22 protein-coding genes are annotated in these 25405 nt (G+C 72.7%); 4 read left to right on the plus strand and 18 right to left on the minus strand.

Translation table 11 applies throughout. From position 1 onward, the window contains the following. Positions 1-26: 26 nt before the first annotated feature. Positions 27-587 (minus strand): PaaI family thioesterase, encoded by a 561-nt coding sequence (locus tag PH189_RS21475; protein WP_274190958.1) that lies wholly within the window; start codon positions 585-587, stop codon positions 27-29. 76 nt (positions 588-663) lie between these two features. Here PH189_RS21475 and PH189_RS21480 point away from each other — a divergent pair, with 76 nt between their 5' ends. The 3 genes from PH189_RS21480 (at position 664) to PH189_RS21490 (ending at position 4622) form a co-directional block, all read left to right on the plus strand. Continuing rightward, a complete protein-coding gene (locus PH189_RS21480) occupies positions 664-1458 on the plus strand; it encodes an enoyl-CoA hydratase-related protein (protein WP_274190861.1) in 795 nt (264 codons plus the stop codon). Between the two features lie 168 nt (positions 1459-1626). Then, on the plus strand, positions 1627-3513 hold the full coding sequence (locus tag PH189_RS21485; protein ID WP_274190862.1) for a 2-oxoacid:acceptor oxidoreductase subunit alpha: 1887 nt from the start codon (positions 1627-1629) through the stop codon (positions 3511-3513). Continuing rightward, positions 3510-4622 carry a 2-oxoacid:ferredoxin oxidoreductase subunit beta gene (locus PH189_RS21490; protein ID WP_274190863.1) on the plus strand — a complete coding sequence of 371 codons (1113 nt, stop codon included), beginning with the start codon at positions 3510-3512 and terminating at the stop codon, positions 4620-4622. The genes PH189_RS21485 and PH189_RS21490 overlap by 4 nt, the downstream gene beginning before the upstream one ends. A gap of 16 nt (positions 4623-4638) precedes the next feature. Here PH189_RS21490 and PH189_RS21495 read toward each other — a convergent pair whose 3' ends face one another. Beyond that, positions 4639-5562 carry a patatin-like phospholipase family protein gene (locus PH189_RS21495; RefSeq protein ID WP_274190864.1) on the minus strand — a complete coding sequence of 308 codons (924 nt, stop codon included), beginning with the start codon at positions 5560-5562 and terminating at the stop codon, positions 4639-4641. A 2-nt stretch (positions 5563-5564) separates the two neighbouring features. Between PH189_RS21495 and rarD the strand changes: the two genes are divergently transcribed. Further along, positions 5565-6482: an EamA family transporter RarD gene (gene rarD, locus PH189_RS21500; protein ID WP_274190865.1), complete on the plus strand. Its 918-nt coding sequence runs from the start codon at positions 5565-5567 to the stop codon at positions 6480-6482. Positions 6483-6530: 48 nt separating this feature from the next. Here the strand turns inward: rarD and PH189_RS21505 are convergent, their stop codons facing one another. The 16 genes from PH189_RS21505 to PH189_RS21580 all read right to left on the minus strand — a co-directional run bounded on the left by PH189_RS21505 (position 6531) and on the right by PH189_RS21580 (position 25233). Next, positions 6531-7541 carry a polyprenyl synthetase family protein gene (locus PH189_RS21505; protein ID WP_378014982.1) on the minus strand — a complete coding sequence of 337 codons (1011 nt, stop codon included), beginning with the start codon at positions 7539-7541 and terminating at the stop codon, positions 6531-6533. A gap of 3 nt (positions 7542-7544) precedes the next feature. After that, positions 7545-9167, minus strand: a complete 1623-nt coding sequence (gene nuoN, locus PH189_RS21510; RefSeq protein ID WP_274190866.1) for an NADH-quinone oxidoreductase subunit NuoN — start codon at positions 9165-9167, stop codon at positions 7545-7547. Continuing rightward, entirely contained in the window at positions 9164-10792 is a 1629-nt protein-coding gene (locus PH189_RS21515) for an NADH-quinone oxidoreductase subunit M (protein ID WP_274190867.1), read from the minus strand. Before PH189_RS21515 ends, nuoN begins: the two co-directional genes overlap by 4 nt. Then, positions 10789-12786: an NADH-quinone oxidoreductase subunit L gene (nuoL, locus tag PH189_RS21520; RefSeq protein ID WP_378014989.1), complete on the minus strand. Its 1998-nt coding sequence runs from the start codon at positions 12784-12786 to the stop codon at positions 10789-10791. Before nuoL ends, PH189_RS21515 begins: the two co-directional genes overlap by 4 nt. A 32-nt stretch (positions 12787-12818) precedes the next feature. Continuing rightward, complete coding sequence (nuoK, locus tag PH189_RS21525; protein WP_274190868.1) at positions 12819-13118, minus strand: NADH-quinone oxidoreductase subunit NuoK; 300 nt, start codon at positions 13116-13118, stop codon at positions 12819-12821. Further along, on the minus strand, positions 13115-13987 hold the full coding sequence (locus PH189_RS21530) for an NADH-quinone oxidoreductase subunit J (RefSeq protein WP_274190961.1): 873 nt from the start codon (positions 13985-13987) through the stop codon (positions 13115-13117). Before PH189_RS21530 ends, nuoK begins: the two co-directional genes overlap by 4 nt. Before the next feature lie 56 nt (positions 13988-14043). Then, positions 14044-14613, minus strand: a complete 570-nt coding sequence (gene nuoI, locus PH189_RS21535) for an NADH-quinone oxidoreductase subunit NuoI (RefSeq protein ID WP_274190869.1) — start codon at positions 14611-14613, stop codon at positions 14044-14046. Next, complete coding sequence (nuoH, locus tag PH189_RS21540) at positions 14613-15926, minus strand: NADH-quinone oxidoreductase subunit NuoH (protein ID WP_274190870.1); 1314 nt, start codon at positions 15924-15926, stop codon at positions 14613-14615. Before nuoH ends, nuoI begins: the two co-directional genes overlap by 1 nt. Continuing rightward, positions 15923-18523, minus strand: coding sequence for an NADH-quinone oxidoreductase subunit G (locus tag PH189_RS21545; protein WP_274190871.1), 2601 nt, complete (start codon positions 18521-18523; stop codon positions 15923-15925). The genes nuoH and PH189_RS21545 overlap by 4 nt, the downstream gene beginning before the upstream one ends. Then, positions 18520-19851: an NADH-quinone oxidoreductase subunit NuoF gene (gene nuoF / locus PH189_RS21550; protein WP_274190872.1), complete on the minus strand. Its 1332-nt coding sequence runs from the start codon at positions 19849-19851 to the stop codon at positions 18520-18522. The genes PH189_RS21545 and nuoF overlap by 4 nt, the downstream gene beginning before the upstream one ends. Then, positions 19848-20645, minus strand: coding sequence for an NADH-quinone oxidoreductase subunit NuoE (gene nuoE, locus PH189_RS21555; protein ID WP_274190873.1), 798 nt, complete (start codon positions 20643-20645; stop codon positions 19848-19850). The genes nuoF and nuoE overlap by 4 nt, the downstream gene beginning before the upstream one ends. Then, the gene (locus tag PH189_RS21560) at positions 20642-21961 is read right to left on the minus strand and encodes an NADH-quinone oxidoreductase subunit D (protein WP_274190874.1); all 1320 of its coding nucleotides are present in this window, start codon (positions 21959-21961) and stop codon (positions 20642-20644) included. The genes nuoE and PH189_RS21560 overlap by 4 nt, the downstream gene beginning before the upstream one ends. After that, positions 21958-22764 (minus strand): NADH-quinone oxidoreductase subunit C, encoded by an 807-nt coding sequence (locus PH189_RS21565; RefSeq protein WP_274190875.1) that lies wholly within the window; start codon positions 22762-22764, stop codon positions 21958-21960. Before PH189_RS21565 ends, PH189_RS21560 begins: the two co-directional genes overlap by 4 nt. After that, positions 22754-23347: a NuoB/complex I 20 kDa subunit family protein gene (locus tag PH189_RS21570; RefSeq protein ID WP_274190876.1), complete on the minus strand. Its 594-nt coding sequence runs from the start codon at positions 23345-23347 to the stop codon at positions 22754-22756. The genes PH189_RS21565 and PH189_RS21570 overlap by 11 nt, the downstream gene beginning before the upstream one ends. A 4-nt stretch (positions 23348-23351) precedes the next feature. Further along, a complete protein-coding gene (locus PH189_RS21575) occupies positions 23352-23717 on the minus strand; it encodes an NADH-quinone oxidoreductase subunit A (RefSeq protein ID WP_274190877.1) in 366 nt (121 codons plus the stop codon). 163 nt (positions 23718-23880) lie between these two features. Continuing rightward, positions 23881-25233 (minus strand): geranylgeranyl reductase family protein, encoded by a 1353-nt coding sequence (locus PH189_RS21580; RefSeq protein WP_274190878.1) that lies wholly within the window; start codon positions 25231-25233, stop codon positions 23881-23883. Positions 25234-25405 lie beyond the last annotated feature (172 nt).

The following is a 25405-nucleotide window of genomic DNA, read 5'->3' on the forward strand; positions in this document are numbered from 1 at the left end:
CAAGCGGCGGAGGGCGGTGCCCGCGTTCAGCGCGCGGTGCGTGCCGCCTCGATCACCTCGCGGCTCGCGCCCAGGGCCTCGAGGTCCTCGGGGCGGCCGTGGCGCAGGAAGTGCTCGACACCGACCTCGAGGAAGAGCGCCCGGGCGGTGCCGGCGACCTCGCCGTCGAGCTCGCCGAGGTGGGCCTCGCCCGAGACGTAGATCTTGCGGCCCACGAGGGCGTCGACGCGCGAGCGCAGCCACAGCGTGCTGCCGACGGGCACGGGGCGGCGGAAGTCGGTCTCGAGCCGCGCCGTCACCGCCGAGCGGGTGACCTGCGTGTAGGCCGTCCCGAGGGCGTCGTCGAGGGCGGTCATGAGCATCCCGCCGTGCAGCAGGCCCGGCGCCCCCTGGTGCTCCTCCAGGACGTCGAAGCGGCTGATCACCGACACCCCGTCGTCCCCGACCCACGACCGGACCCGCAGGCTGCCCGGCACGTCGCCGCAGCCGCGGCAGCCCTCGTAGTGCGAGGTGGTCCGCTCACCGGGTGGCGGCGCCTTGGGGTTGCGCTGCGGCGCCGCGGCGTCCGCGGGCGGCTCGATCGACATCGGCACGCGCCGCACGTTACCCATGGCAACGACTCCCGGGCCGCGAGCCGCGTCACGCGGACGGCATGCTGGGCCCATGACCTCCCCGGACGTCCGTGTGGAACGCCTCGACGGTGTCGCTCTCCTCACCGTCTCCGACCCCCAGCGCCGCAACGCGATGACCGGCGCGCTCTCCGAGCGGCTCGTCGCCGTGCTCGAGGAGGTCGGGGCCGACGAGGGCGTCGGCGCCGTGGTGATCACCGGCGACGACGACCCCAAGCCCGCCTTCTGCGCCGGCGGCGACCTCGACGAGCTGGCCGCGGCCGGCGAGGCGGGTCCCGACGCGCTGCAGCACATCTACGCCGGTTTCCTCGCGCTCGCGGAGTGCCCGCTGCCGACCTTCGCGGCGGTCGACGGGCCCGCGGTCGGCGCCGGGCTGAACCTCGCGCTCGCCGCCGACGTGCGCATCGCAGGCGAGACCGCCCGCTTCGAGCCCGGCTTCCTGCGCCTCGGCGTGCACCCCGGCGGCGGCATGACGTGGATGGCGCAGCGGATCGTCGGGCCGCAGGTGACGACGGCGATGCTGCTCGGCGGCGAGGGTCTCGACGCGGCGCGCGCCGCCGAGCTGGGTCTGGTGCTGCGGGTGGCGACGGGCGAGGGTGCCGACGGGCGGTCGGCGGCCGTTGCCGAGGCCCTGCGCATGGCCGCGACCGCGGCGGCGGCGCCCCGCGAGCTCGTCGTCGCCACCAAGGCGAGCATCCGCGCGACCGGGCAGCTGGACCGGCACCGCGACGCCGTGGCCGTCGAGGTCGGGCCCCAGCTCGAGTCGCTGCGCTCCGACGGGTTCCGCGAGGGCCTCGCCCGCGTGCGCCGCGCGACCGGCAAGACGTGACCCCGTGCCGCTCCGGCGAACGCAGCGCGTGCGTGACGTGCCTTTTTCGGTCCAGCGTGTGACCCACGACCTGCCGCCGGACCGTGACGCGGCGGTGAGGTTAGCCTGGGTAGTCCGCTCTTTTCCGGGGGGACGAGATCGAGGAGTCTGAAGGGACGCGATCGCTCGATGAGCACTGACACCGACGTCGGCCCGGCCGGACGGGAGGTGCGCCAGACCCATCGGGTCGTGATCCGCTTCGCGGGCGACTCCGGTGACGGGATGCAGCTCACCGGCGACCGGTTCACCTCGGAGGCCGCGGCGTTCGGCAACGACCTCGCGACGCTGCCCAACTTCCCCGCCGAGATCCGGGCCCCTGCCGGCACGCTGCCCGGGGTGTCGAGCTTCCAGCTCCACTTCGCGGACTACGACATCCTCACGCCCGGCGACCGCCCCGACGTGCTCGTGGCGATGAACCCGGCGGCGCTCAAGGCGAACATCGCCGACCTGCCGCACGGCGGGATGCTCATCGTCAACACCGACGAGTTCACCAAGCGCAACCTCGCGAAGGTCGGCTACGAGTCGAACCCCCTCGAGGACGACTCGCTGGAGCCCTACACCACGCACAAGGTCGCGATGGCGACGCTGACGCGCGGTGCGCTCGAGCCGACGGGCATGAGCAAGAAGGACGCCGAGCGCGCGAAGAACATGTTCGCGCTCGGGCTGCTGTCCTGGATGTACCACCGCGGCACGGACGCCACCGAGCAGTTCCTGCGCGAGAAGTTCGCCAAGAAGCCCGACCTCGCCGAGGCCAACATCCTCGCGTTCCGGGCCGGCTGGAACTACGGCGAGACCACCGAGAGCTTCGCGGTCACCTTCGAGGTCGCCCCGGCACGCCTCGCGGAGGGCACCTACCGCCAGATCACCGGCAACCTCGCGCTGGCCTACGGCGTCGTCGCCGCCGGTCTGCAGGCGAAGCTGCCGGTGTTCCTGGGCACCTACCCGATCACGCCGGCCTCCGACGTCCTGCACGAGCTCTCGAAGCACAAGGGCATGGGCGTCACGACGTTCCAGGCCGAGGACGAGATCGCCGGCATCGGTGCCGCGCTCGGCGCGTCGTTCGGCGGTGCGCTGGGCGTCACGTCGACGTCCGGGCCGGGTGTGGCGCTCAAGTCCGAGACGATCGGCCTGGCGGTGGCCCTCGAGCTGCCGCTGCTGATCCTCGACGTGCAGCGCGGCGGCCCGTCGACGGGACTGCCCACGAAGACCGAGCAGGCCGACCTGCTGCAGGCGATGTACGGGCGCAACGGCGAGGCCCCGGTGCCGATCATCGCGCCGCAGTCGCCCGCGGACTGCTTCGACGCCGCGCTCGACGCGGTGCGGATGGCGCTGACCTACCGCACGCCGGTCTTCCTGCTCTCCGACGGCTCGATCGCCAACGGCTCCGAGCCGTGGCGCGTGCCCGACGTCGACTCGTTGCCCGACCTGTCCACGGCATTCGCCACCGAGGCCAACGCGCCCGACGGGTCCGGCGAGTTCTGGCCCTACCTGCGCGATCCCGACACCCTCGCCCGCCCCTGGGCGATCCCGGGCACCGCGGGGCTCGAGCACCGCATCGGCGGCCTGGAGAAGGCCGACGGGCGGGGCACGATCTCCTACGACCCGGACAACCACGACCGCATGGTCCGGCTGCGCCAGGCGAAGATCGACGGCATCCCGGTGCCGGACCTCACCGTCCACGACCCCGACGGCGACGCCGAGGTCCTGGTCATCGGCTGGGGCTCGTCGTACGGCCCGATCGGAGCGGCCTGCCGCCGCGTGCGGGCCGCGGGCCTGTCGGTGGCCCAGGCGCACCTGCGCCACCTCAACCCGATGCCCCGCAACCTCGGTGACGTGCTGCGCTCGTACCGCCGTGTCGTGGTGCCGGAGATGAACCTCGGCCAGCTCTCGATGCTGCTGCGCGCGAAGTTCCTCGTCGACGCGCACTCGTACACCAAGGTCGCCGGCCTGCCGTTCCAGGCCGAGGAGCTCGCCGGTGTCCTCACCGACGCCGTGAAGGGAGACCTGCCCGCATGACCGGCCCCCACACCTCTCTGGCTACAGACCTGCCCACGCCCGGCGTCGGGGGTCTCGACCTCGTCCCGACCACCGACGACACGCAGAAGGCCAAGGACTACACCTCCGACCAGGAGGTGCGCTGGTGCCCGGGCTGCGGCGACTACGCCGTGCTCGCCTCGGTGCGCGGCTTCCTGCCCGAGCTCGGGCTCAAGCGCGAGAACATCGTGTTCGTCTCGGGCATCGGCTGCTCGTCGCGCTTCCCGTACTACCTCGACACCTACGGCATGCACTCGATCCACGGGCGCGCGCCGACGATCGCGACGGGCCTCGCGGTCACGCGCCCGGACCTCTCGGTCTGGGTCGTCACCGGCGACGGTGACGCGCTGTCGATCGGGGGCAACCACCTGATCCACGCGCTGCGCCGCAACATGAACATCACGATCCTGCTGTTCAACAACAGGATCTACGGCTTGACCAAGGGCCAGTACTCGCCGACCTCCGAGGTCGGCAAGGTCACCAAGTCCACGCCGATGGGCTCGGTCGACGCGCCGTTCAACCCGGTGTCGTTGGCGCTGGGCGCCGAGGCGACGTTCGTCGGGCGGGCGCTCGACTCCGACCGCAAGGGGCTCACCGAGGTGCTGCGCCAGGCCGCCGCCCACCGCGGCGCGTCGCTGGTCGAGATCTTCCAGGACTGCCCGATCTTCAACGACGGCTCGTTCGACGTCCTGCGCAAGGGCGACGACGTGGCCGAGCGGCTGATCAAGCTGGTCGACGGCGAACCGATCCTCTTCGGCAACGACGGCGAGTACGGCGTGGTCCGGTCGGCCGCCGGCGGGCTCGAGGTGGCCAAGGTCGCCGACGTCGGCGAGGACGCCGTCGTCGTCCACCGTGCCGGCGAGGAGGACCCGACGCAGTCCTTCGCGCTCTCGCGGCTCTCCGACCAGGACCTCACGCACACCGTCACCGGGATCTTCCGCAAGGTCGACCGCCCGACCTACGACGACGGCGCGCGCGCCCAGGTCGAGGCTGCCACGGAGCAGGCGGAGCAGCGGGGCGACAACCTCGAGGCCCTCCTGCGCGGCAAGGACACCTGGGCGGTCATGCCGGAGCCCGAGAACGAGCAGTAGGACGACGGGCCGGGGGTCAGCCGTGCGCGCACCAGGCGCGCACGGCGGCCCGGCCCGTCGCCACCGCGTCGTCCAGCGCTCCGGGGTCGGTCTCGAGCTGGCCGACGTCGCGGCTGCCGGCGGGCGGGCGGATCGTCTGCACCCGGGCGGCGACCGGACCCGCGAGGTCGGCGTCGTCGGCGAGCTGACGAGCGTGCCGGGTCCGCCAGGCGGCGGCCGCGCCCGGCGCGGTGCGCGTGAGCAGCATCCGGGCGAGCAGGTCGCCGCTGCGCCACGGCGGGCGGGCCGGGTCGTCCGCGCGCCGCGTCCGCAGCAGCAGCACGTGCGACGCCCCGTCGCCCAGCGGTGTCCTGTAGGGCAGCGTCTCGGCCAGCGCGGCATCGAGGTAGCGCCGGCCCGCCAGCTCGACGGGCGGCCCGCCGAGGATCGGCAGGTGGGTCGACGCCCGCAGCGCGGCCTTGAGGGTGGGGGTGTCGTGGACCAGCGGGCGCAGGTCGACCGACGCACCGGTGTCCGCGTCGGTGGCCATCGGGTGCAGCTCCGTCGGCGCGCCCCGGACCGCATCCCAGTCCAGCGGGACCACGCGCTCGTAGAGGTGGTCGACCACCCAGGCCATGTCCACCAACGGGCGCCCGACGAGGAACCGCGCGACACCCGTGACACGGCGCATCACCCCCGGCCGCGACCACGCGGCCGCGCCGTCGTCGGCGGCGCCGGCGACGAACCACGCCCCGTTGATCGCTCCGGCCGACGCCCCGTACACGGCGTCGAACGCGTGGCCGAAGCCCTGCGCGGCGAGCTCGGCGGCCATGCCCGCGGACAGCGTCGCCCGGCTCCCCCCGCCCTCGACGGCGAGCACGACGCGGTGCGGGTCACCGCGGTCGCCGGGGCGGTCGCCCCGTGCGCGCCGGGCGAGCAGGACCTCGAGGACGGGGTGCACCGATGAGCTTCGCGCCGGCGAGCGAGACAGGTCGGCAGAAGGGCGCGGATCACCCCGGCGGGCCCGGACGCGGGTACGCCGCCGCGGTCGGCGCGTACGTGCTGTGGGGCCTCTCGCCCGCGTTCTGGCCGCTGCTCGCGCCGGCCGACGCCGTGGAGTCCGTCGCCCACCGCGTGGCGTGGACGTTCCTCGGCATGCTGCTGGTGATCACGGTCGCCCGGCGCTGGGTGGACCTGCGCGGGCTGTCCCGGCGGACCTGGGCGCTGATCACCGCGGGCTCGGTGCTGATCGCCGTCAACTGGGGCACCTACATCTGGTCGACGACGAACGGCCACGTCGTCGACGCCGCCCTGGGCTACTACGGCACCCCGTTGGTGTCGGTGCTGCTCGCGGTCGTCGTGCTGCGCGAGCGCCTGCGCCCCGTGCAGTGGCTCGCGATCGGGCTCGCCGCGGCGGCCGTCGTGGTCCTGACCGTCGGCACCGGGCAGCTGCCGTGGATCACCCTGACACTCGCTGTCAGCTTCGGGCTGTACGGGCTGGTCAAGAAGCGGGTCCCGCTCGAGCCGATCCCCGGGCTGACCGCCGAGGGCTTCCTGCTCGGCCCGCTCGCGATCGTCTTCCTCGTCGGGCTCCAGATCACCGGCGCGGGCACGTTCACCGGGTTCGGCGCGGGCCACGCGCTACTGCTCGTCGCCGCCGGACCGGTGACGGCGATCCCGCTGCTGCTCTTCGCCGCCGGGGCCCGGCGTCTGCCCCTGGCCACCCTGGGCGTGCTGCAGTACATCAACCCGACGCTGCAGTTCCTGTGGGGCGTGGTGGTCGCCGGCGAGCCCATGCCGACCTCGCGGTGGATCGGGGTCGCGCTCGTCTGGGCCGCCCTGGCCCTCTTCACCGCCGATGCGCTGCGCGCACGTGGGTGATCCGGGTCGTCCGGACGACCCAGATCACTCACGTGGGCCGGAGGCCCATCAGCCGGTGCGGGCGACGGTGTAGTCGAGGAGGGCCGCGAGGGCGCGGCGGGCGGGGCCGTCCGGGAGGGCGGCGAGCTCGGCGCGGGCGGCGTCGGCGCGGGCGTCGAGGGCTGCGCGGGCCTCGTGCAGGCCCGCCGAGCCGCGCAGCAGCTCCAGCGCCTCGTCGACCTCGTCGTCGGCCAGCTCCCGGCTCCCGACGCCCAGGGCGCGCAGGCGCGCCACCTCGGGACCGTCGCCGGCCAGCGTGTAGAGCACCGGCAGCGTCGCGACACCCTCGCGCAGGTCGGTGCCCGGGGTCTTGCCCGAGTCCCCGGACGGCGAGGCGATGTCGATGATGTCGTCGGAGACCTGGAAGACCGTCCCGATGATCTCCCCGAAGCGCCGCATCGCCGTCACGTGCTCGTCCGGGGCGCCCGCGAACATCGCCCCGAAGCGGCCCGAGGTGGCGATCAGCGAGCCGGTCTTCTCGGCCACGACCGCCAGGTAGTGCTCGACGGCGTCCTCGCCCTCGCGGGGCCCGCGGGTCTCGCGCATCTGGCCGGTGACGAGCTCGGCGAACGTCTCGGCGATGATCCGCACGGCGTCCGGCCCGAGCTGGGAGACCAGCCGCGAGGCGTGGGCGAACAGGTAGTCGCCGGTGAGGATCGCGACGGTGTTGTCCCACCGGGCGTTGGCGCTCTCGGCGCCGCGGCGCATCGTGGCCTCGTCCATGACGTCGTCGTGGTACAGCGTCGCCAGGTGCACGAGCTCCACCGACGTCGCGGCCACCACGACGTCCTCGGAGGTGCCGCCGGCCAGCTGGGCCGCGAGCAGCGTCAGCAGGGGCCGGAAGCGCTTGCCGCCGGCCTCGATGAGGTGCAGCGACGTGTCGGTGACGAAGCGGTAGTCGCTGTGCACCTCGCGGCGCAGCAGCTCCTCGACCCGGTCGAGGCCGTCGCTGGTCGCGGCCGCGAGATCGGGGTCCCCGATCGGCAGGCCGGCGACCTGGGTGAGTTGAGGGCCGGTCACGCGTCAGCCCAGGAAGGACAGGCCGTCGGCCCATCCGAGGACGGCGGTTGGCACGACGCCGAGCAGGAGGGTCACCACGACCCCCAGTGTGATCGCCACCGTCGTGAACGGGCCAGGCACGCTGACGGTAGGGCCGTCGGCCGCGGGCTCGGAGAAGTACATCAGCACGATCAGCCGCAGGTAGAAGAACGCGGCCACCGCACTGACCACCAGAGCCACGATGACCAGCGGCGCCATACCGTCGGCGAGGGCCGCGGCGAACACCGCGAACTTGGCCGTGAAGCCACTGGTCAGCGGGATCCCGGCCAGGGCCAGCATGAGGAACGTCACCGCCGCGGCGACCACCGGCGCGCGCTTCCCGAGGCCCGCCCAGGCCGACAGGTGCGTCGCCTCACCGTCGGGGCCGCGCACCAGCGACACCAGCCCGAACAGCGCGACGGTCGTGAAGCCGTAGGCGAGCAGGTAGAACAGCGTCGCCGAGAGCCCCTGCGGGGTGATCGCCATGGCACCGAGGAGCAGGAAGCCGGCGTGCGCCACCGACGAGTAGGCGATCATGCGCTTGACGTCGGTCTGGGTCAGGCCGAGCACCGCGCCGATCACCATGGAGGCGATCGCGACGACCCACAGCACCCCGCGCCACTCCCACACCGTGGAGCCGAACGCGACGGTGAACACCCGCAGGATCGCGCCGAACGCGGCGACCTTCGTGCAGGCGGCCATGAACGCGGTCACCGAGGTCGGCGCGCCCTGGTACACGTCGGGGGTCCACGTGTGGAACGGGCCCACCGAGGCCTTGAACAGCAGCCCCACCACCAGCAGCGCCAGCCCGGCGAACAGCAGCGAGTCGGGGCGCAGCGAGCCCGCGGCCGCCAGCGAGATGTCGGAGAGCTTCACCGAGTCCGCGTAGCCGTAGAGCAGCGCGAGCCCGTAGAGGAAGAACGCCGACGAGAACGCGCCGAGCAGGAAGTACTTGACCGCCGACTCCTGGCTCATCAGCCGCCGGCGCCGCGCCAGCCCGCAGAGCAGGTAGAGCGGCAGGCTCAGCACCTCGAGCGCGACGAACATCGTCAGCAGGTCGTCGGAGGCGCAGAAGACGAGCATCCCGCCGAGCGCGAAGAGCACGAGGGCGTAGATCTCGCTCTGGCTCTCGACGGGGGTCTGCCCACGAGCCGACCGCCCGGTGCGACCGCCGCCGCCCGAGGACCGGGCCGACGACGAGCCGCCCGCGCGGGCGCCGACGGCGACCCGCTGCTCGGCGGCCTCGGCCTCGCCGAGCGCCACCGGGTCGGCGAGGAACGCCCCGCCGGGCTCCACGGAACGGTCTGCGAGCAGCAGCACGCTGGGCACCGCGAGGGCCAGCAGCGTGCCCCAGAGGAACAGCGCGGGCCCGTCGACGGCCAGCGCCCCGGCCAGCGTCGACACCGGCGCCGCGCCCGACGTCGCCCGCACGATCACGGCGACGAGCGCCGCGGCCACCACGGTGAGCGTCAGGCCGAGCTGGGTGCGCCCGCGCACCCGCAGCGGCAGCAGCGCCTCGAGCAGCACCGACACGCACGCGCCGCCGAGCACGATCAGCACCGGCGCGAGCGCGCCGTAGTCGACCGACGGGAAGGCCTGCCCGGTCATCGCGCCACTCCGTTCGGGGTCACCGGGTCGACGACGCCGACCTCGGCCATGGTCGCCGACACCGCCGGCTCGAGGACCTCGAGGACCGGACCGGGGAAGAAGCCGAGCACGAGGATCAGGGCCACGAGCGGGGTCAGCACCGCGACCTCGCCGCGGGTCAGGTCGCCGAAGCGCGCGGTGAGGTTGCGCGCCGAGGGGTCGTCGGCGTCGCCGTCGGAGGCGGACGTCATCACCGCCGCGGAGGCGGCCCCCGGGCCGTCACCGACCACCGCCGAGCCGCGCAACGGCCCGGTCATCACGCGCTGGAATACCCAGAGCATGTAGAGCGCGGCGAAGACGATGCCGACGGTCGCGATCACGCTGAACACCGGCTCGCGCGGGAACGCCCCCAGCAGGACGAGGAACTCGCTGATGAACGAGTTGGTCCCGGGCAGGGCGATCGTCGAGAGGCCGGCGATGAGGAACATGCCCGCCAGCAGCGGGGCGACCCGCCCGACCCCGCCGTACTCGGTCATCGACGCCGTGCCGCCACGGCGGATCAGCAGGCCGACGACCAGGAAGAGCATCGCGGTCGAGATGCCGTGGTTGACCATGTAGAGCGCCGAGCCCGCGATCGACTGCGAGGAGAACGCGAAGATGCCGAGCGCGATGAAGCCGAAGTGCGCGATCGAGGTGTAGGCCACGAAACGCTTCATGTCGGTCTGCACCGCGGCGAGCAGCGAGCCGTACACGACACCGATGACGGCGAGCGTCAGCAGCAGCGGGGCGAGCTCGCGGGACGCCGCTGGGAACAGCGGCAGGTTGTAGCGCAGGAACCCGAAGGTGCCGACCTTGTCCAGCAGGCCGAGCAGGATCACGCCTCCCGCGATCGGGGCCTCGGCACCGGCGTCGGGCAGCCACGTGTGGAACGGCACCAGGGGCGCCTTGATCGCGAACGCGGCGAAGAACCCGAGGAACAGCGGGATCTGGGTGGAGAGCGGGAGCTGTGCCGCCATGCCCTGCAGGGCGGCCCAGTCGAACGTCCCCTCGCCCAGCCGGGTGTCGCTCGCGACGAACAGCCCGATCACCGAGGCGAGCATGATCAGCCCGCCGAGGAACGAGTAGAGGAAGAACTTCACCGCGGCGTACTGGCGGCGCGGCCCGCCGAAGCGCCCGATGAGGAAGTACATCGGGATGAGCATCGCCTCGAACAGCACGTAGAACAGGAAGACGTCGGTCGCGGCGAACACGCCGACCAGGACGCCCTGCGTCGAGAGCATCAGCGCGGTGAAGCCCGCGCCGGTGCGGCCCGCGGGCAGCTTCTCGGCCCACGCGAACCACAGCACGATCGGCACCAGCACCGCGAGCAGCGCGATCATCGTCAGCGCGATCCCGTCGAGACCGAGCGCGAAGCGCGTGCCGAACGCCGGGATCCACGCGACCGACAGCTCGGCCTGGAAGCGCGGCGTGCCGGGCCCGGTGCGGAACCCGGCCCACAGCACGATCACGAGCACCAGCGAGACCGCCGAGAGCGCCAGACCGAGGATCTTCGCGGCGCGGTCGAGGTCCTCCCGGCGGGCCATCGCGCCGACGACGGCGGCGCCGACCAGCGGCAGGAGCAGCAGGACCAGCAGGACGGCGCTCATCCGGGGAACCCGCCGACGGTGAGCAGGGCCGCGACGAGCACGACGGAGCCTCCCAGGATGGTCAGGGCGTAGGTGCGGACGAAGCCGGTCTGGCTGCGCCGCAGCCGCCCGGACGTGCCGCCCAGCAGGGCGGCGATGCCGTTGACGGCGCCGTCGACGCCACGGTTGTCGACGTAGACCAGCGCGCGCGAGAGCCAGAGGCCCGGCCGGGCGATGACGCTCTCGTTGATCGTGTTGGCGTAGAGGTCGGCCCGGGCGGCGCGCACGGGCAGGCTCACGCGCTGCGGGCGCTCGACCGGCACGGTGCGGCGGCCCACGACCAGGTAGGCGATCCCGGCGCCGACGAGCATCAGCGCGGTGGCGAGGTAGGGCACCAGGCCGACGTAGAACACGGCCGGGACGTCGTACGGCTCCACCGTGGGACCGATCGAGGGTTCGAGGAAGTCCGCGAGCCGCTCCCCGAGGACCAGGAACGCGCCGGCGCCGACCGACCCGATCGCCAGCAGGATCATCGGCACCGTCATCGAGGCCGCCGACTCGTGCGGGTGGTAGTGCTCGGGCGGGTCCTCGAGGTCGGCCGGGTCGACGCGCCGCGGGCGGAGGTCGCGCCAGCGCTCCTCTCCGAAGAACGTCATGAGCATCAGCCGGGTCATGTAGAACGCCGTCAGCCCGGCCGCGAGCAGCGCCGCACCGCCGAGGAGCCACCCCGCCACCGGCCCCGCGGTGAGCGCGGCCTCGATGATCAGGTCCTTGGTGAAGTACCCGGACAGGAACGGGAAGCCGATCAGGGCGAGGTAGCCGAGGGTGAACGTCCAGAACGTCACCGGCATGTGGCGCCACAGCCCGCCGTACCGGCGCATGTCGGTCTCGTCGGCCATCCCGTGCATCACCGAGCCGGCCCCGAGGAACAGGCCCGCCTTGAAGAAGCCGTGCGTGAACAGGTGGGCAAGGGCCGCGGCGTAGCCGACCGGGCCGAGCCCGACGGCCAGCATCATGTAGCCGATCTGGCTGACCGTGGAGTACGCCAGGACCTTCTTGATGTCGTCGTACGCGCAGCCGATGATCGCGCCGATCAGCAGCGTGATCGCGCCGACGATCGTGACGACGAGCTGGCCGATCGGCGCCAGGTCGTAGAGCGGGTTCGACCGCGCGATGAGGTAGACGCCCGCGGTGACCATCGTGGCCGCGTGGATCAGCGCCGACACCGGGGTCGGGCCCTCCATGGCGTCCGGGAGCCAGGCCTGCAGCGGGAACTGGCCCGACTTGCCGCACGCGCCGAGCAGCAGCAGGAGCGTGATCGCGGTCAGCGCACCGGGCGAGATCTCCCCGGCGCGGGCGAAGACGTCGGCGTACTGGGTGGTGCCCAGCTCGAGGAAGAGGATGAAGATCGCGATCGCGAGGCCGACGTCCCCGACGCGGTTCATCAGGAACGCCTTCTTCGCGGCGCTGCCCGCCGACCGGCGCTGCGTGTAGAAGCCGATGAGCAGGTAGGAGGCGAGACCCACGCCCTCCCAGCCCAGGTAGAGCGTCACGAACCCGTTGCCCAGGACCAGCACGAGCATCGCCGCGACGAAGAGGTTGAGCTGCGCGAAGAACTTGCGGCGGTTCGGGTCGTGGGACATGTAGCCCACCGAGTAGATGTGGATCAGCGACCCGACGCCCGTGATCAGCAGGACGAAGGAGAGCGAGAGCGGGTCGAGCCGCAGCCCGAGCTCCACGTTCAGCGACGCGACCGCGATCCAGTCATAGAGCGGCAGATCGCGCACCTGCTCCTCGGCGGGCAGCGCGACCGTCCCGAGGAAGAGCACCACCCCGTACACGAAGGCCGCGACCACGGTGCCGACGCCGAGCAGGTGGCCCCACCGGTCGGTGCGCCTCCCGCCGACGAACAGCACGAGCGCGCCCAGCGCGGGGAGGGCGACGAGCAGCCACGCCGCGCCGGCGGCGCCGCCCTCCACGGGCACGACGGGCGGCAGCGGGGCGGCGGTCGCCAGCGCATGGGTCCAAGCCACGACTTCTGGTCCCCTCAGTACTTCAGCAGGTTGGCGTCGTCGACCGAGGTCGTCCGGCGCGTACGGAAGATCGCCATGATGATCGAGAGCCCGACGACGACCTCCGCCGCGGCCACGACCATGACGAAGAAGGCCATGATCTGGCCGCCGAGCGACCCGTTGATGCGCGAGAACGTGACGAGCGTCAGGTTCACGGCGTTGAGCATGAGCTCGATGCACATGAACACGACGATCGCGTTGCGGCGCACGAGCACGCCGACCGCGCCGATCGCGAACAGCAGCGCGGAGAGCAGCAGGTAGATCGTGGGGCTCATCGGGCCCCTCCCTCGTGGGTGCCCTCGTGCAGCCGGTCGTGGGTGCTCCCGGCGCCCGCCTCCGCGCCGTCGCCGCCACCGCCGCGCAGGGCCCGGGCGGAGACGTCGGTCGCCGGGCCGGTGTCGCTGCGGACGTCGGCGATGTCGGCGTCGAGACGCTCGCGCCGCGTGGCCTCGATGATCTTCGAGAGCGAGGCCGGGGCCACCGAGCCGTCGGGCAGCAGCGCCGGGGTGGCGACGGAGTCGGCGGTCGCGAAGACGCCGGGGCCGGAGCGCGACCCGTAGTTCTCCAGCGGGCCACGGAGACGCTCGACGACCCGCTCGCGCTGGCTCGACTGCTTGCGACGGGCCTGGCCCGCGAACGTGTAGACCATCGCGCCGACCGCCGCCGTGATGAGCAGGGCCGAGGTCAGCTCGAAGGGCAGCAGGTAGTCGCGGAAGATGCTCGTCCCGAGCGCCTGCACGTTGCCGCGGGCCTCGGGGCCGTATCCGGGCCCGAGCCCCACCGGGCCGATCGTCGTCAGCGTCTCCGCGACGGCGGCCACGGTCAGACCGCCGAGGCCGACGCCGAGGACGGCCGCCGCGAGCCGCTGCCCGCGCAGCACCTCGACGACGGAGTCGGACGCGTCGCGCCCGACCATCATCAGCACGAACACGAACAGCATCATGATCGCGCCGGTGTAGACGATGATCTGGGTGAAGCCCAGGAACGGCGCCTGCTGGACCATGTAGAGGATCCCGAGCGACAGCATGGTCATCACCAGCCAGAGCGCCGAGTGCACGGCGTTCCGCGAGAAGATCATGCCGAGCCCGCCGGCCAGGGCCACCGGGCCGAGGATCCAGAACGCCACCGACTCGCCGGTGGTCATCTCCCCGCCGCCGGTCATCGGGGCGGCGGCGAGGACCTGGCCGGCCAGGACGGCGCTCACCGCGACGCCTCGGGCGTCATCTGGATCTCCTCACGCACCGCGTCCTGGACGTCCGAGCGGCGGGCCATCTCGGGGCCCTGGACGTAGTAGTCCTGCTCGTTCTCGCCGAGGCGCATGGGGTGCGGCGGCTGCTCCATGCCCGGCAGCAGCGGGGCGAGCAGGCGGTCCTTGTCGTAGATCAGGTCCTGGCGGTCGTCGTCGGCGAGCTCGTACTCGTTCGTCATCGTCAGCGAGCGCGTCGGGCACGCCTCGATGCACAGGCCGCAGCCGATGCAGCGCAGGTAGTTGATCTGGTAGATCGACCCGTAGCGCTCACCCGGGGAGTAGCGCTCCTCGTCGGTGTTGTCGCCGCCCTCGACGTAGATCGCGTCGGCGGGGCAGGCCCAGGCGCACAGCTCGCAGCCGACGCACTTCTCGAGGCCGTCCGGGTGTCGGTTGAGCTGGTGCCGCCCGTGGTAGCGCGGGGCGGTCACCTTCTTCACCCGCGGGTAGTCCTCGGTGACGACCTTGCGGAACATCGTCGAGAAGGTCACGCCGAATCCGGCGATCCCGTCGAACATGCCCATCAGCGGTCTCCCTCCTTCGCGCCGGCGGTCACGGTCTCGGCCTCCCGGTCGTCCCCGCGCGCGGCCGTCACCGCGCGGCGGCGCCGCTTCGGGGTCGGCGGCACGGCGAGGTCCAGGGGTGGCACGGGGTAGTCGGCGACGACCGGGGGCTCCGGGTCGTCGTCGGGCGGGGTCTGGTCGGGCAGCAGCAGGGCCGCACCGACGAGCAGCACCAGCGCGACGCCGCCGACGATGAGGATCTGGGCGGTGGTCAGCTCGGCCCGCAGCACGCGCAGCGTGGCGACGAGCATCAGCCAGACCAGGCTGATCGGGATCAGCAGCTTCCAGCCGAGCGCCATGAACTGGTCGTAGCGCTGGCGGGGCAGCGTGCCGCGCAGCCAGACGTAGACGAACAGGAACGCCAGCGTCTTGCCGAGGAACCAGACGATCGGCAGCCAGCCCTCGTTGGCGGCGGGCCACAGCGAGAGCGGCCACGGGGCCTGCCAGCCGCCGAGGAACAGCGTGGTGGCCACCGCGGAGAGGGTGACCATGTTGACGTACTCGGCGAGGAAGAACAGGGCGAACTTCAGCGACGAGTACTCGGTGTGGAAGCCGCCGACCAGCTCGGACTCGGCCTCGGGGAGGTCGAACGGCGCGCGGTTGGTCTCGCCCACCATCGACACCGCGAAGATCACGAAGCTGACCGGAAGCAGCCAGATGTACCAGCCGGTCGACTGCGCGGCGACGATGTCGGCGGTGGACAGCGAGCCCGCGTACAGCACGACCGCGATGATCGACAGCCCGAGGGCCAGCTCGTAGGAGATCACCTGGGCGGCGCTGCGCAGGCTGCCGAGCAGCGGGTACGGCGAGCCGGACGCCCAGCCGGCGAGCACGATGCCGTAGACGCCGATCGACGAGCAGGCCAGCACGACGAGGATGCCGACGGGCAGGTCGGTCAGCTGCAGCGCGGTCTGCTCGCCGAAGATCGAGACCTCGGGACCGATCGGGATGACCGCCCAGGCGGCGAAGGCCGGGATCACCGAGAGCACCGGGGCGATGAAGAAGACGGCCTTGTCCGCGAGGACCGGGCGGATGTCCTCCTTGAACGCCAGCTTCAGCCCGTCGGCCAGCGACTGGAGCAGGCCGAAGGGGCCGTTCCAGTTCGGGCCGGGACGCTGCTGCATGCGGCCCACGACGCGGCGCTCGAACCAGATCATGAACAGCGTGATCAGCATGAGCATCGCGAAGACCACGACGACCTTGATCAGCGTCAGCCAGAACGGGTCGTCCGCGAGCAGGGTCTGGGTGTACCCCGGCGGGGGAACAGGGTTCACGCCGAGCTCCCGTCAGTGGTGGTACCGCCGGTGAGGCGGGCGGGCCCGCCGTGGGTGAGGCCGAGACCCGCCAGCGTGACGACCCCGCCGCCGGGCTGCGGCACCCGCGCGGGCGCCCAGACGACGTCGTCGGGGAGGTCGGCGAGCTCGACGGGCAGGTGCAGCGACCCGCGCGGGCCCTCGAGCCCGGCCATCGCGTCCTCGACCAGCCCGAGCCGCCGAGCCGTGACCGTCGAGAGCCGGATCTTCGGCGGGCGGGCCGTCCCGGCGAGCTCCGGCTCGTCGATCAGCAGCGCGCCGCCGTCGAGGAGCTGGCGCCAGGACGCCAGCCGCAGGCTCCCGTCGGTGCCCGCCGCGGTGTCGCCGTCGGCGTCACCCGACCCGTCCGGGCCGCGCACCGGCCCGATCTCCGTCGGCCGGCCGGCACCGAGGTGCCCGAGCTCCGCGGCGGCGACCTCCGGGGTCTGCGTGAACAGGTCGACGTCCATCTCGACGGCGAGGGTGTCGAGCACGCGGCAGTCCGGCAGCGTGATCGCGGCCGTGCCGCCGACGCGGCCGGAGGAGCCGCCCGACGGGTCGATCGTGGTGGCGAAGCGGCGGTCGCGGCCCTCCCAGTTGCGGAAGGTCCCCGACTTGTTGATCACCGGGGCCACGGGGAGGACCACGTCGGCGTACTGCGTCACCTCGGACGCGACCTGCTCGAGGCTCACGACGACGTCGGCCTCGCGCAACGCCGCGCGGGCGAGCACCGGGTCGGGGAGGTCGGCCAGCTCGACACCGCCGACCACGAGCCCGGCGAGCTCGCCGGAGGCGGCGGCCCGCAGGATGGCGGCGCCGTCGCGACCCGGCGTCGCAGGCAGGGCCGTCTCGTCGGCGAGTCCCCAGCTCGACGCGAGCTGGGCACGGGCGACGTCGTCGAGGGGCCGTCCGCCGGGCAGCAGGGTCGGCAGCGCGCCGGCGTCCACCGCGCCGCGCTCACCGGCCCGTCGCGGCACCCAGGCCACGCGGGCCCCGGTGCGGCCGACGAGGTCGGAGACGGCGGCGTAGAGACCGGGCACCTCGGCCGCGCGCTCCCCCACGAGCACGACCGCGCCCGGCGTCGCGAGCGCGGCGGCCACGTCGTCGGGCAGCGTGGCCAGCGCCTCCGGCTCGCGGCCGGGAGCGCTGCGGACCAGCCGGCCACCGGTCTTGACGACGGCCGGGCTCGACCACTGACCGAGGTGATGCACCGCCGTCCCCGTGCGGGCCGCCTTGCGCAGCCGCAGGAAGACGACGGGCGCCTCCTCCTCGACCTCGAGGGCCACGGTGAGGACGGCCGGCGCCGACTCGAGGTCGGCGTAGGTCACCCCGAGGCCGGTGCCGGCGACGTGCGCGGCGAGGAAGTCGAGCTCCTCGCCGGAGTGCGCGCGGGCGCGGGCGTCGATGTCGTTGGTCCTCAGCGCGACGCGGGCGAACTTCGCGTAGGCGTAGGCGTCCTCGATCGTCAGGCGACCGCCGGGCAGCACGCCGACGCCGCGCTTGGGCTCGCCGGGCGGCTCGCCGTCCGCGTCGAGCGCAGCGGGCCCCGTGCCGTCGCGCGCGGCGAGCAGGGCGGTCGCGGCATGCTCGAGGGCGTCGGTCCACGACGTCTCGTGCAGCTCGCCGTCGTCGCCACGCACCAGCGGGCGCGTGATCCGGGTGGTCGACTGCGCGTAGCGGAACGCGAAGCGGGTCTTGTCGTCGATCCACTCCTCGTTGACGTCCGGGTCCTCGCCGGCGAGCACGCGGGTGACCGCGCCGCGACGCCAGTCGCGGCGGACCGCCGCCCCCGAGGAGTCGTGCTCGGAGACGCCGGGCGTCGACACGAGGTCGAACGGGCGCGAGCGGAAGCGGTAGGACGCCGAGGTCAGCGCGCCGACCGGGCAGATCTGGATGGTGTTGCCGGAGAAGTAGGACTGGAAGTCCTCGCCCTCGCCGAAGGCGGTCTCCTCGGTGCCGATCTGCTGGTGCGCCCCGCGCTCGAGCAGCTCGATGAACTGGTCGCCGGCGATCTGCCGCGAGAACCGCGTGCAGCGCTGGCAGAGCACGCAGCGCTCGCGGTCGAGCAGCACCTCGTCGGAGATCGGCAGCGGCTTGGCGAACGTCCGCTTCTCCTCGACGAAGCGGGACTCCGCGCGCCCCGAGGACATCGCCTGGTTCTGCAGGGGGCACTCGCCGCCCTTGTCGCAGATCGGGCAGTCCAGCGGGTGGTTGATGAGCAGCAGCTCCATGACGCCCTGCTGCGCCTTGTCGGCCACCGCGGACGTCATCTGGGTGTTGACGACCATGTCCTGGGCCACGGTCATCGTGCAGCTGGCCTGGGGCTTGGGCATCTTGCGCCCGCCCATCTCCACCTCGACCAGGCACTGGCGGCAGGCGCCGGCCGGGTCGAGCAGGGGGTGGTCGCAGAAGCGCGGGACGACGATCCCGAGCCGCTCGCAGGTACGGATCAGCAGCTCGCCCTGCGGGGCGTCGACCACGCGGTCGTCGATGGTCAGCCGCACGTGCCCGTGCGGGACCGGGGGCAGATCGTCCTGCTCGGAGGGCTTCTCCGGGGCCTTCTCGGACGCGGCGGTCATGCGCTGGCTCCGCTCAGCTCCACGATTCGGTCCACTTCCGGATGCCGCTGCTGCGCCGTGCAGAGGTCGACGAACTCCTGCCGGAAGTACTTGATGCCGCTGGTGATCGGCGAGACCGCGCCGTCGCCGAGGGCGCAGAACGAGCGGCCGAGGATGTTGTCGCAGACGTCGAGCAGCGTGTCGATGTCGGCCTCGGTGCCCTCGCCGTCGACCATCCGCCGCAGGATGCCGGCGAGCCAGTAGCAGCCCTCCCGGCACGGCGTGCACTTGCCGCAGGACTCGTGCTCGTAGAACTCGGTCCACTTCATGACCGCCCACGGGACCGACACGGTCTCGTTGAAGATCATGAGCGCGGTGGTGCCGAGCATCGACCCGGCCTCGGTGGCGCCCTCGAAGTCCAGCGGGACGTCGAGGTGCTCGTCGGTGAGCAGCGGCGTCGACGACCCGCCCGGCGTCCAGAACTTCAGCGGGATGCCGTCCTTCATGCCGCCGGCGAGGTCGAGGAGCTCGCGCAGCGTCGTGCCCAGCGGCGCCTCGTACTGTCCGGGCCGCTCGACGTGGCCGGACAGCGAGTAGATCTTCGGGCCGGGGGAGCGCTCGCGGCCCATCGTCCGGAACCAGTCCTTGCCGCCGCTGACGATGGCCGGGACGGTCGCGATCGTCTCGACGTTGTTGACGACGGTCGGCGCGGCGTAGAGGCCGGCGGTCGCCGGGAACGGCGGCTTGAGCCGCGGCTGCCCGCGACGGCCCTCGAGCGAGTCGAGCAGCGCCGTCTCCTCGCCGCAGATGTACGCCCCGGCGCCGGCGTGCACGACGATGTCGAGGTCGAAGCCGCTGCCGTGGATGTCCTTGCCGAGATGGCCGGCGTCGTAGGCCTCGCGCACCGCCGCGTGCAGGCGCCGCAGGACGTGGACGACCTCGCCACGCACGTAGATCGCGCAGAAGTGCGCGCGGATCGCCCAGCTCGTGATGATGCAGCCCTCGATGAGCGAGTGCGGGTCCGCCATCATCAGCGGGACGTCCTTGCAGGTGCCCGGCTCGCCCTCGTCGGCGTTGATGACGAGGTACTTCGGCTTCGCCGCCGGGCCGGTGGGCGTCTCGCCCAGCTTGGCCTGCGGGATGAAGCTCCACTTCATGCCCGTCGGGAACCCGGCGCCGCCGCGTCCGCGCAGGCCGGAGTCCTTGACGAGCGCGACGAGGTCGTCGGGCGGGGTCGCCAGCGCGGTGCGCAGCGCCTCGTAGCCGCCGAGCTCGGTGTAGTGGCGCAGCGTCCAGGACTCGGGGCCGAGCCAGTGCTTGGTCAGGACCGGGGTGAGCGGGTCGGTCATGCGGAGCCTCCCTCGTCCGGCACGGGTGGCGCGGTCCAGCCGCGCTCCTCGGCGAGCCGGGCGCCGCGCAGGCTCTCCTCGGCCGCCGACGGACCGGCGACGGCGGCGAGACCGCCGACGGCCGGGTCGTCGAAGAACCCGGCGAGCAGCAGCTCCACCGAGCGGAAGTCGTTGAGCGGGGCACCACGGGTCGGGTGCGGCTTCTCGCCCCGCTGCAGCGCCTCGATGATCTCGACGGCCGACTCGACCGTCTGCTTGTCGAAGAACTCGTAGTCGACGGTGAGCACCGGGGCGAGGTCGCAGGCCGCCAGGCACTCGGCGTGCTCGATCGTCGCGGTGCCGTCGGCGCTGGTCTGCTCGTGGCCGATCCCGCCCAGGCGCTCGCGCACCGCGGCGTAGATGTCGTCGCCGCCCAGGGCCGCGCAGAGCGTGTTCGTGCAGACGCTCACGAGGTGGCGGCCGACGGGCTCGCGCTTGTACATCGTGTAGAAGGTCGCGACCGCGGAGACCTCGGCGGTCGTGATCTCCAGGACCTCCGCGCAGAACGCGATCCCGGCGCGGGAGACGTGGCCCTCGACGTGCTGCACGAGGTGCAGCAGCGGCAGCAGGGCCGACCGTGGCTGCGGATAGCGGGCGACGATCGCCGTGGCCCGGTCGCGCACCCCGTCGAACACCGTGGTGTCGACCGAGGCCCGCTCGGCGTGCTGTGCGGTGGTGCCGCCGGCCTCGTCGATCGCGTGCTCGGGCTCGACGGGCGGAGCCGCCGGCGCCTCGGGTCCGAGAGCGCGGCTCATCGGTCACAACCCCCCATCACGGGATCCAGCGAGGCCAGCGCGGCGATGACGTCCGAGACCATCCCGCCCTCCGACATCGCGGGCGCGGCCTGCAGGTTCACGAAGCTGGGGTCGCGCAGGTGCACGCGCAGCGGACGGGTGCCGCCGTCGGAGACCAGGTGCGCGCCGAGCTCGCCGCGGGGCGACTCGATCGGCACGTAGGCCTGGCCCGGCGGCACCTTGAAGCCCTCGGTGACGAGCTTGAAGTGGTGGATCAGCGACTCCATCGACTGGCCCATGATCTTGCGGACGTGATCGAGGGAGTTGCCCATGCCGTCGGCACCGATCGACAGCTTGGCCGGCCACGCGATCTTGGCATCCTCGACCATCACCGGGCCCGGCTCCAGCCGGTCGAGGGCCTGCTCGATGATCCGCAGCGACTGGCTCATCTCCTCGACCCGCAGGAGATAGCGGGCGAAGCTGTCGGCGGCGGTGTCGGTGGGGACCTCGAAGTCGTAGTTCTCGTACCCGAGGTACGGCTCGACCTCGCGGAGATCCCAGGCAAGACCCGCCGAGCGCAGGATCGGGCCGGTGACGCCCAGGGCGAGGCACCCGTCGAGGGGCAGGTAGCCGACGCCCTCCAGGCGCTGGCGCCAGATGCGGTTGCCGGTGAGCAGCTTGTGGAAGCCGGGCAGCCGCCCGCGCATGACCTCGAGGAACGAGGTGATGCGCTCCCTGTAGCCCTCGGGCAGGTCCTGCACGACCCCGCCGGGGCGGATGAACGCGTGGTTCATCCGTAGGCCGGTGAGGAACTCGAGCAGGTGCAGGACCTCCTCGCGCTCGCGGAAGCCGTTGGTCATGCCGGTGAGCGCGCCGAGCTCCATGCCGCCGGTGGCGAGCGCGACGAGGTGCGAGCCGATCCGGTTGATCTCCATGAGGAGCACGCGGATCGTCGCGGCGCGTTCGGGCACGTCGATGCCGAGCAGCCGCTCGGTCGAGAGGCAGTAGGCCGTCTCGTTGAACAGCGGCGCGAGGTAGTCCGCGCGCGTCACGAAGGTGACGCCCTGGGTCCAGGTGCGGTACTCGCAGTTCTTCTCGATGCCGGTGTGCAGGTAGCCGATGACCAGGCGCGCGTCGGTGACGACCTCGCCCTGCAGCTCCAGCACGAGCCGCAGCACGCCGTGCGTCGACGGGTGCTGCGGACCCATGTTGATGACGATGCGCTCGTCGCCGGCGGTCTGGTCGATCATCTCGTCCCAGTCGCCACCGGTGACCGTGTAGACGGTGCCCTCGGTGGTCTCGCGGGAGGAGGCGGCGTAGGGATCCGTCGTGGTCATGTGTAGGCCCTCCGCTGGTCGGGCGGCGGGATCTCCGCGTCGTGGTACTCCACGGGGATGCCGCCGAGCGGGTAGCTCTTGAGCTGCGGGTGACCGTTCCAGTCGTCCGGCATGAGGATCCGGGTCAGGCTCGGGTGGCCGTCGAAGACGATGCCGAACATGTCCCAGGTCTCGCGCTCGTGCCAGTCGGCGGTCGGGAAGACCTCGACGAGCGACGGGCAGTGCGCGTCGTCGAGCTCGAGGGCGATCTCGAGGCGCAGCCGCCGGCGGTAGGTCATCGACAGCAGCTGGACGACGACGTGCAGCTGCTGCGGCACGCCCTCGCCATAGTCGACCCCGGAGATGCCGGAGCAGAACTCGAAGCGCAGCGCCGGGTCGTCGCGCAGCGTGCGGGCCAGCCGCACGAGGTGCTCGCGATCGACGTACCAGGTCATCTCGCCGCGGTCGACGGTCACCTGGTGGACGCAGGTGTCGAAGTCGGCGCCCCCGTCGTCGGCCAGCGCCGCGGCCGCCTCGTCGGCGACCTCGTCGAACCAGCCGCCGTAGGGCCGCTCGGCCGGGGCCGGCGCGTAGGCGGGCAGGCGGAGCCCGCCGAAGCCCGACGTGTCGCCGGAGCCGGCGATGCCGAACATGCCCTCACGGGCCCGTCCGGCGACGGCGCCGGACACGTCGCGGCGGGCGATCTCCTGGGGGCCGAACGCCGCCGCGCCCGCGGAGGAGGCGTTGGACGCGCCGGACGGGCCGCTCGCGCCACCGGCACCGGTGCCCGGGGTCACGGGCCCGTCCTTCTCGTCACCAGACATGCTCCTCCTTCACCTCCCCGTGCTTGTCCCGCTTGGCGTACTTCACCGACGACGGCAGCAGCTCAAGCTTCTCGCCCTGCGCCTTGCGCTCGGCGGCGAGCTCGGCCCGCACCGGTCCGAGCGGCTCGGCCTGGATCTTCTGGTGCAGCTTGAGGATCGCGTCGATGAGCATCTCCGGCCGCGGCGGGCAGCCCGGCAGGTACATGTCGACGGGGACGACGTGGTCGACGCCCTGGACGACCGCGTAGTTGTTGAACATCCCGCCCGACGACGCGCAGACGCCCATCGCGAGCACCCAGCGGGGCTCGGCCATCTGGTCGTAGATCTGGCGCAGGACCGGGGCCATCTTGTTGGTGACGCGGCCCGCGACGATCATCAGGTCGGCCTGGCGGGGGCTCGGGCGGAACACCTCCATGCCGAACCGGCCGAGGTCGTAGCGCGGGGCGCCCGAGGTCATCATCTCGATCGCGCAGCAGGCCAGCCCGAAGGTGGCGGGCCACAGCGATGCCTTGCGGGTCCAGTTGACCAGGCTCTCGACGCTGGCCAGCACGATCCCGTTCGGGAGCTTCTCTTCCAGTCCCATACTTCTAGCTCCAGTCCAGCCCGCCGCGGCGCCACACGTAGGCGTAGGCGAAGGCGACGGTGGCGACGAACAGCACGATCTCCACGAGACCGAACAACCCGAGCGCGTCGATGTTCACGGCGAACGGGTAGAGGAAGACCATCTCGATGTCGAAGAGGATGAAGAGCATCGCGGTGAGGTAGTAGGCCACCGGGATGCGGCCGCCGCCGGCGACCGGCTGCGGCGACGGCTCGATGCCGCACTCGTAGGCGTCGAGCTTCGCGCGGTTGTAGCGACGCGGTCCGATGAAGGGCGCGGCCGTGACCGAGAACAGCCCGAACCCGGCGGCGAGCACGAACATGACGACCAGCGGGACGTAGAGGTCCAGCATCGTCGCTCCTTCCTCCCCGTGCTGCGCGTCGGGAGTTCGTGGTGGTGCGGCCCTCGCGCAGGCCGTGCAGTGGATCACGGTCGGCGGGCGGGACCGACCCTAATGAGCCCGAACGGGCGAGACGCCGATGAGGGCGGCCTAACCCGGGTGAGCGGTCCGCGGCTCAGGCCGCGACGGAGCCCTCCTTCCGGGTGCTCGGCGACCCCGGCGGCGCGTCCCCGAGTGGCGGCACCATCCGCAGGACGAGGTCGAGCGCGCGGTCGCCCGCGTCGCCGTCCCGTCCGTCGGTGAGGCCGGTGAAGAGCCGCAGCGCGGCCTCCATGAGACGTCGCCTCGGCATCCCGAGGCGCAGGGCGTGGTGCATGAACCGTGGCCGGCCGAGCGCGCTCGCGGCCCGGTTGCCGACGCGGTACCAGCTGCCGAGCTCGTGGCGGACCGCCGCCGGGTACGCGGCCAGCGCGCGCTCCCGTCCGGTGCCCTCCGGCCGGGCGCTCGCCTGCACGACGCACTCGGCGGCGATGGCCGCGGACTGCAGTGCGTAGGCGATGCCCTCGCCGCTGAACGGGTTGACCATCCCGCCGGCGTCGCCGACGAGCACGAGGCCGTCGCGGTAGAGCGGGGTGCGGCTCATCCCCATCGGCAGCGCGGCGCCGCCGATCGCGCCGGTGGCGTTCTCCTCGCGCAGACCCCACTCGGCGGGCAGGCCCTCGACCCAGTGCCGGAGCAGGGCGCGGTAGTCGCGCTTGTCGTTCTTCCGCGTGGCGAGGACACCGAGGCCGACGTTCGCCGTGCCGTCGCCCATCCCGAACACCCAGCCGTAGCCGCCGTGCAGGTCGGGGCCGACGCCCGGGCCGTCGTGCAGGCCGAGGTGCGTCTCGAGGTAGTCGTCGTCGTGGCGCGGGCTCGTGTAGTACCGGCGCACCGCGACGCCGAGCGGGCGGTCGTCGCGCTTGCCGATGCCGAGGCTCAGCGCGGTGCGCGCGCCGACGCCGTCGCAGGCGACGACCAGCGACGCACGGTAGGAGACCGGCTCGCGCTCCGGACCGCGGCGTGCGTCGACGCCGGTGACGCGGCCGGTGCGCTCGTCGACGGCCGCGCCGGAGACCGAGACACCCTCCTCGACACGGGCCCCGGCGGCGCGGGCGTGGTCGGCGAGCATCTGGTCGAAGTCGCGCCGGGGGCGCACGAGGCCGTAGGCGGGGAAGGTGGCGAGCTCGGGCCAGTCGAGCTGGATGCTCGTGCCGCCGCCGATGACGCGCAGGCCGCGCTGGTGGCGCCAGCCGGCCTCCTCGCGCGTGTCGACGCCGAGGTCGACGAGCTGCTTCACCCCGCGCGGGGTCACGCCGTCGCCGCAGACCTTCTCGCGGGGGAACGTCGCCTTCTCCAGGACGAGCACGTCGAGCCCGGCGCGCGCCAGGTACGTCGCGACCGTGGAGCCTGCGGGACCGGCACCCACGACGACGACATCGGCGTCGGCGTCGGGGCTGCGGCGCGCTCCGGTGGTGGCGGCGGACACGGCACGGCTCCTTGTGAATCCGTTCACTAGCTCGGCTACGGGGAGTCTAGGGACCGTGTGGCGTGATCGCCCGCCGAGGGTGGTTTCGGATGCGCGGACGCGGGTCATGTGCCGTCGTTCGCGGCCACGTGGGGGCTTTCCTGACCCCATCGGCGTGCTGTGTCGATTCGGT

Origin of the sequence: Actinomycetospora chibensis (assembly GCF_028737215.1) — a bacterium.
In the GTDB taxonomy this organism is placed as follows: Bacteria; Actinomycetota; Actinomycetes; order Mycobacteriales; family Pseudonocardiaceae; genus Actinomycetospora; species Actinomycetospora chibensis.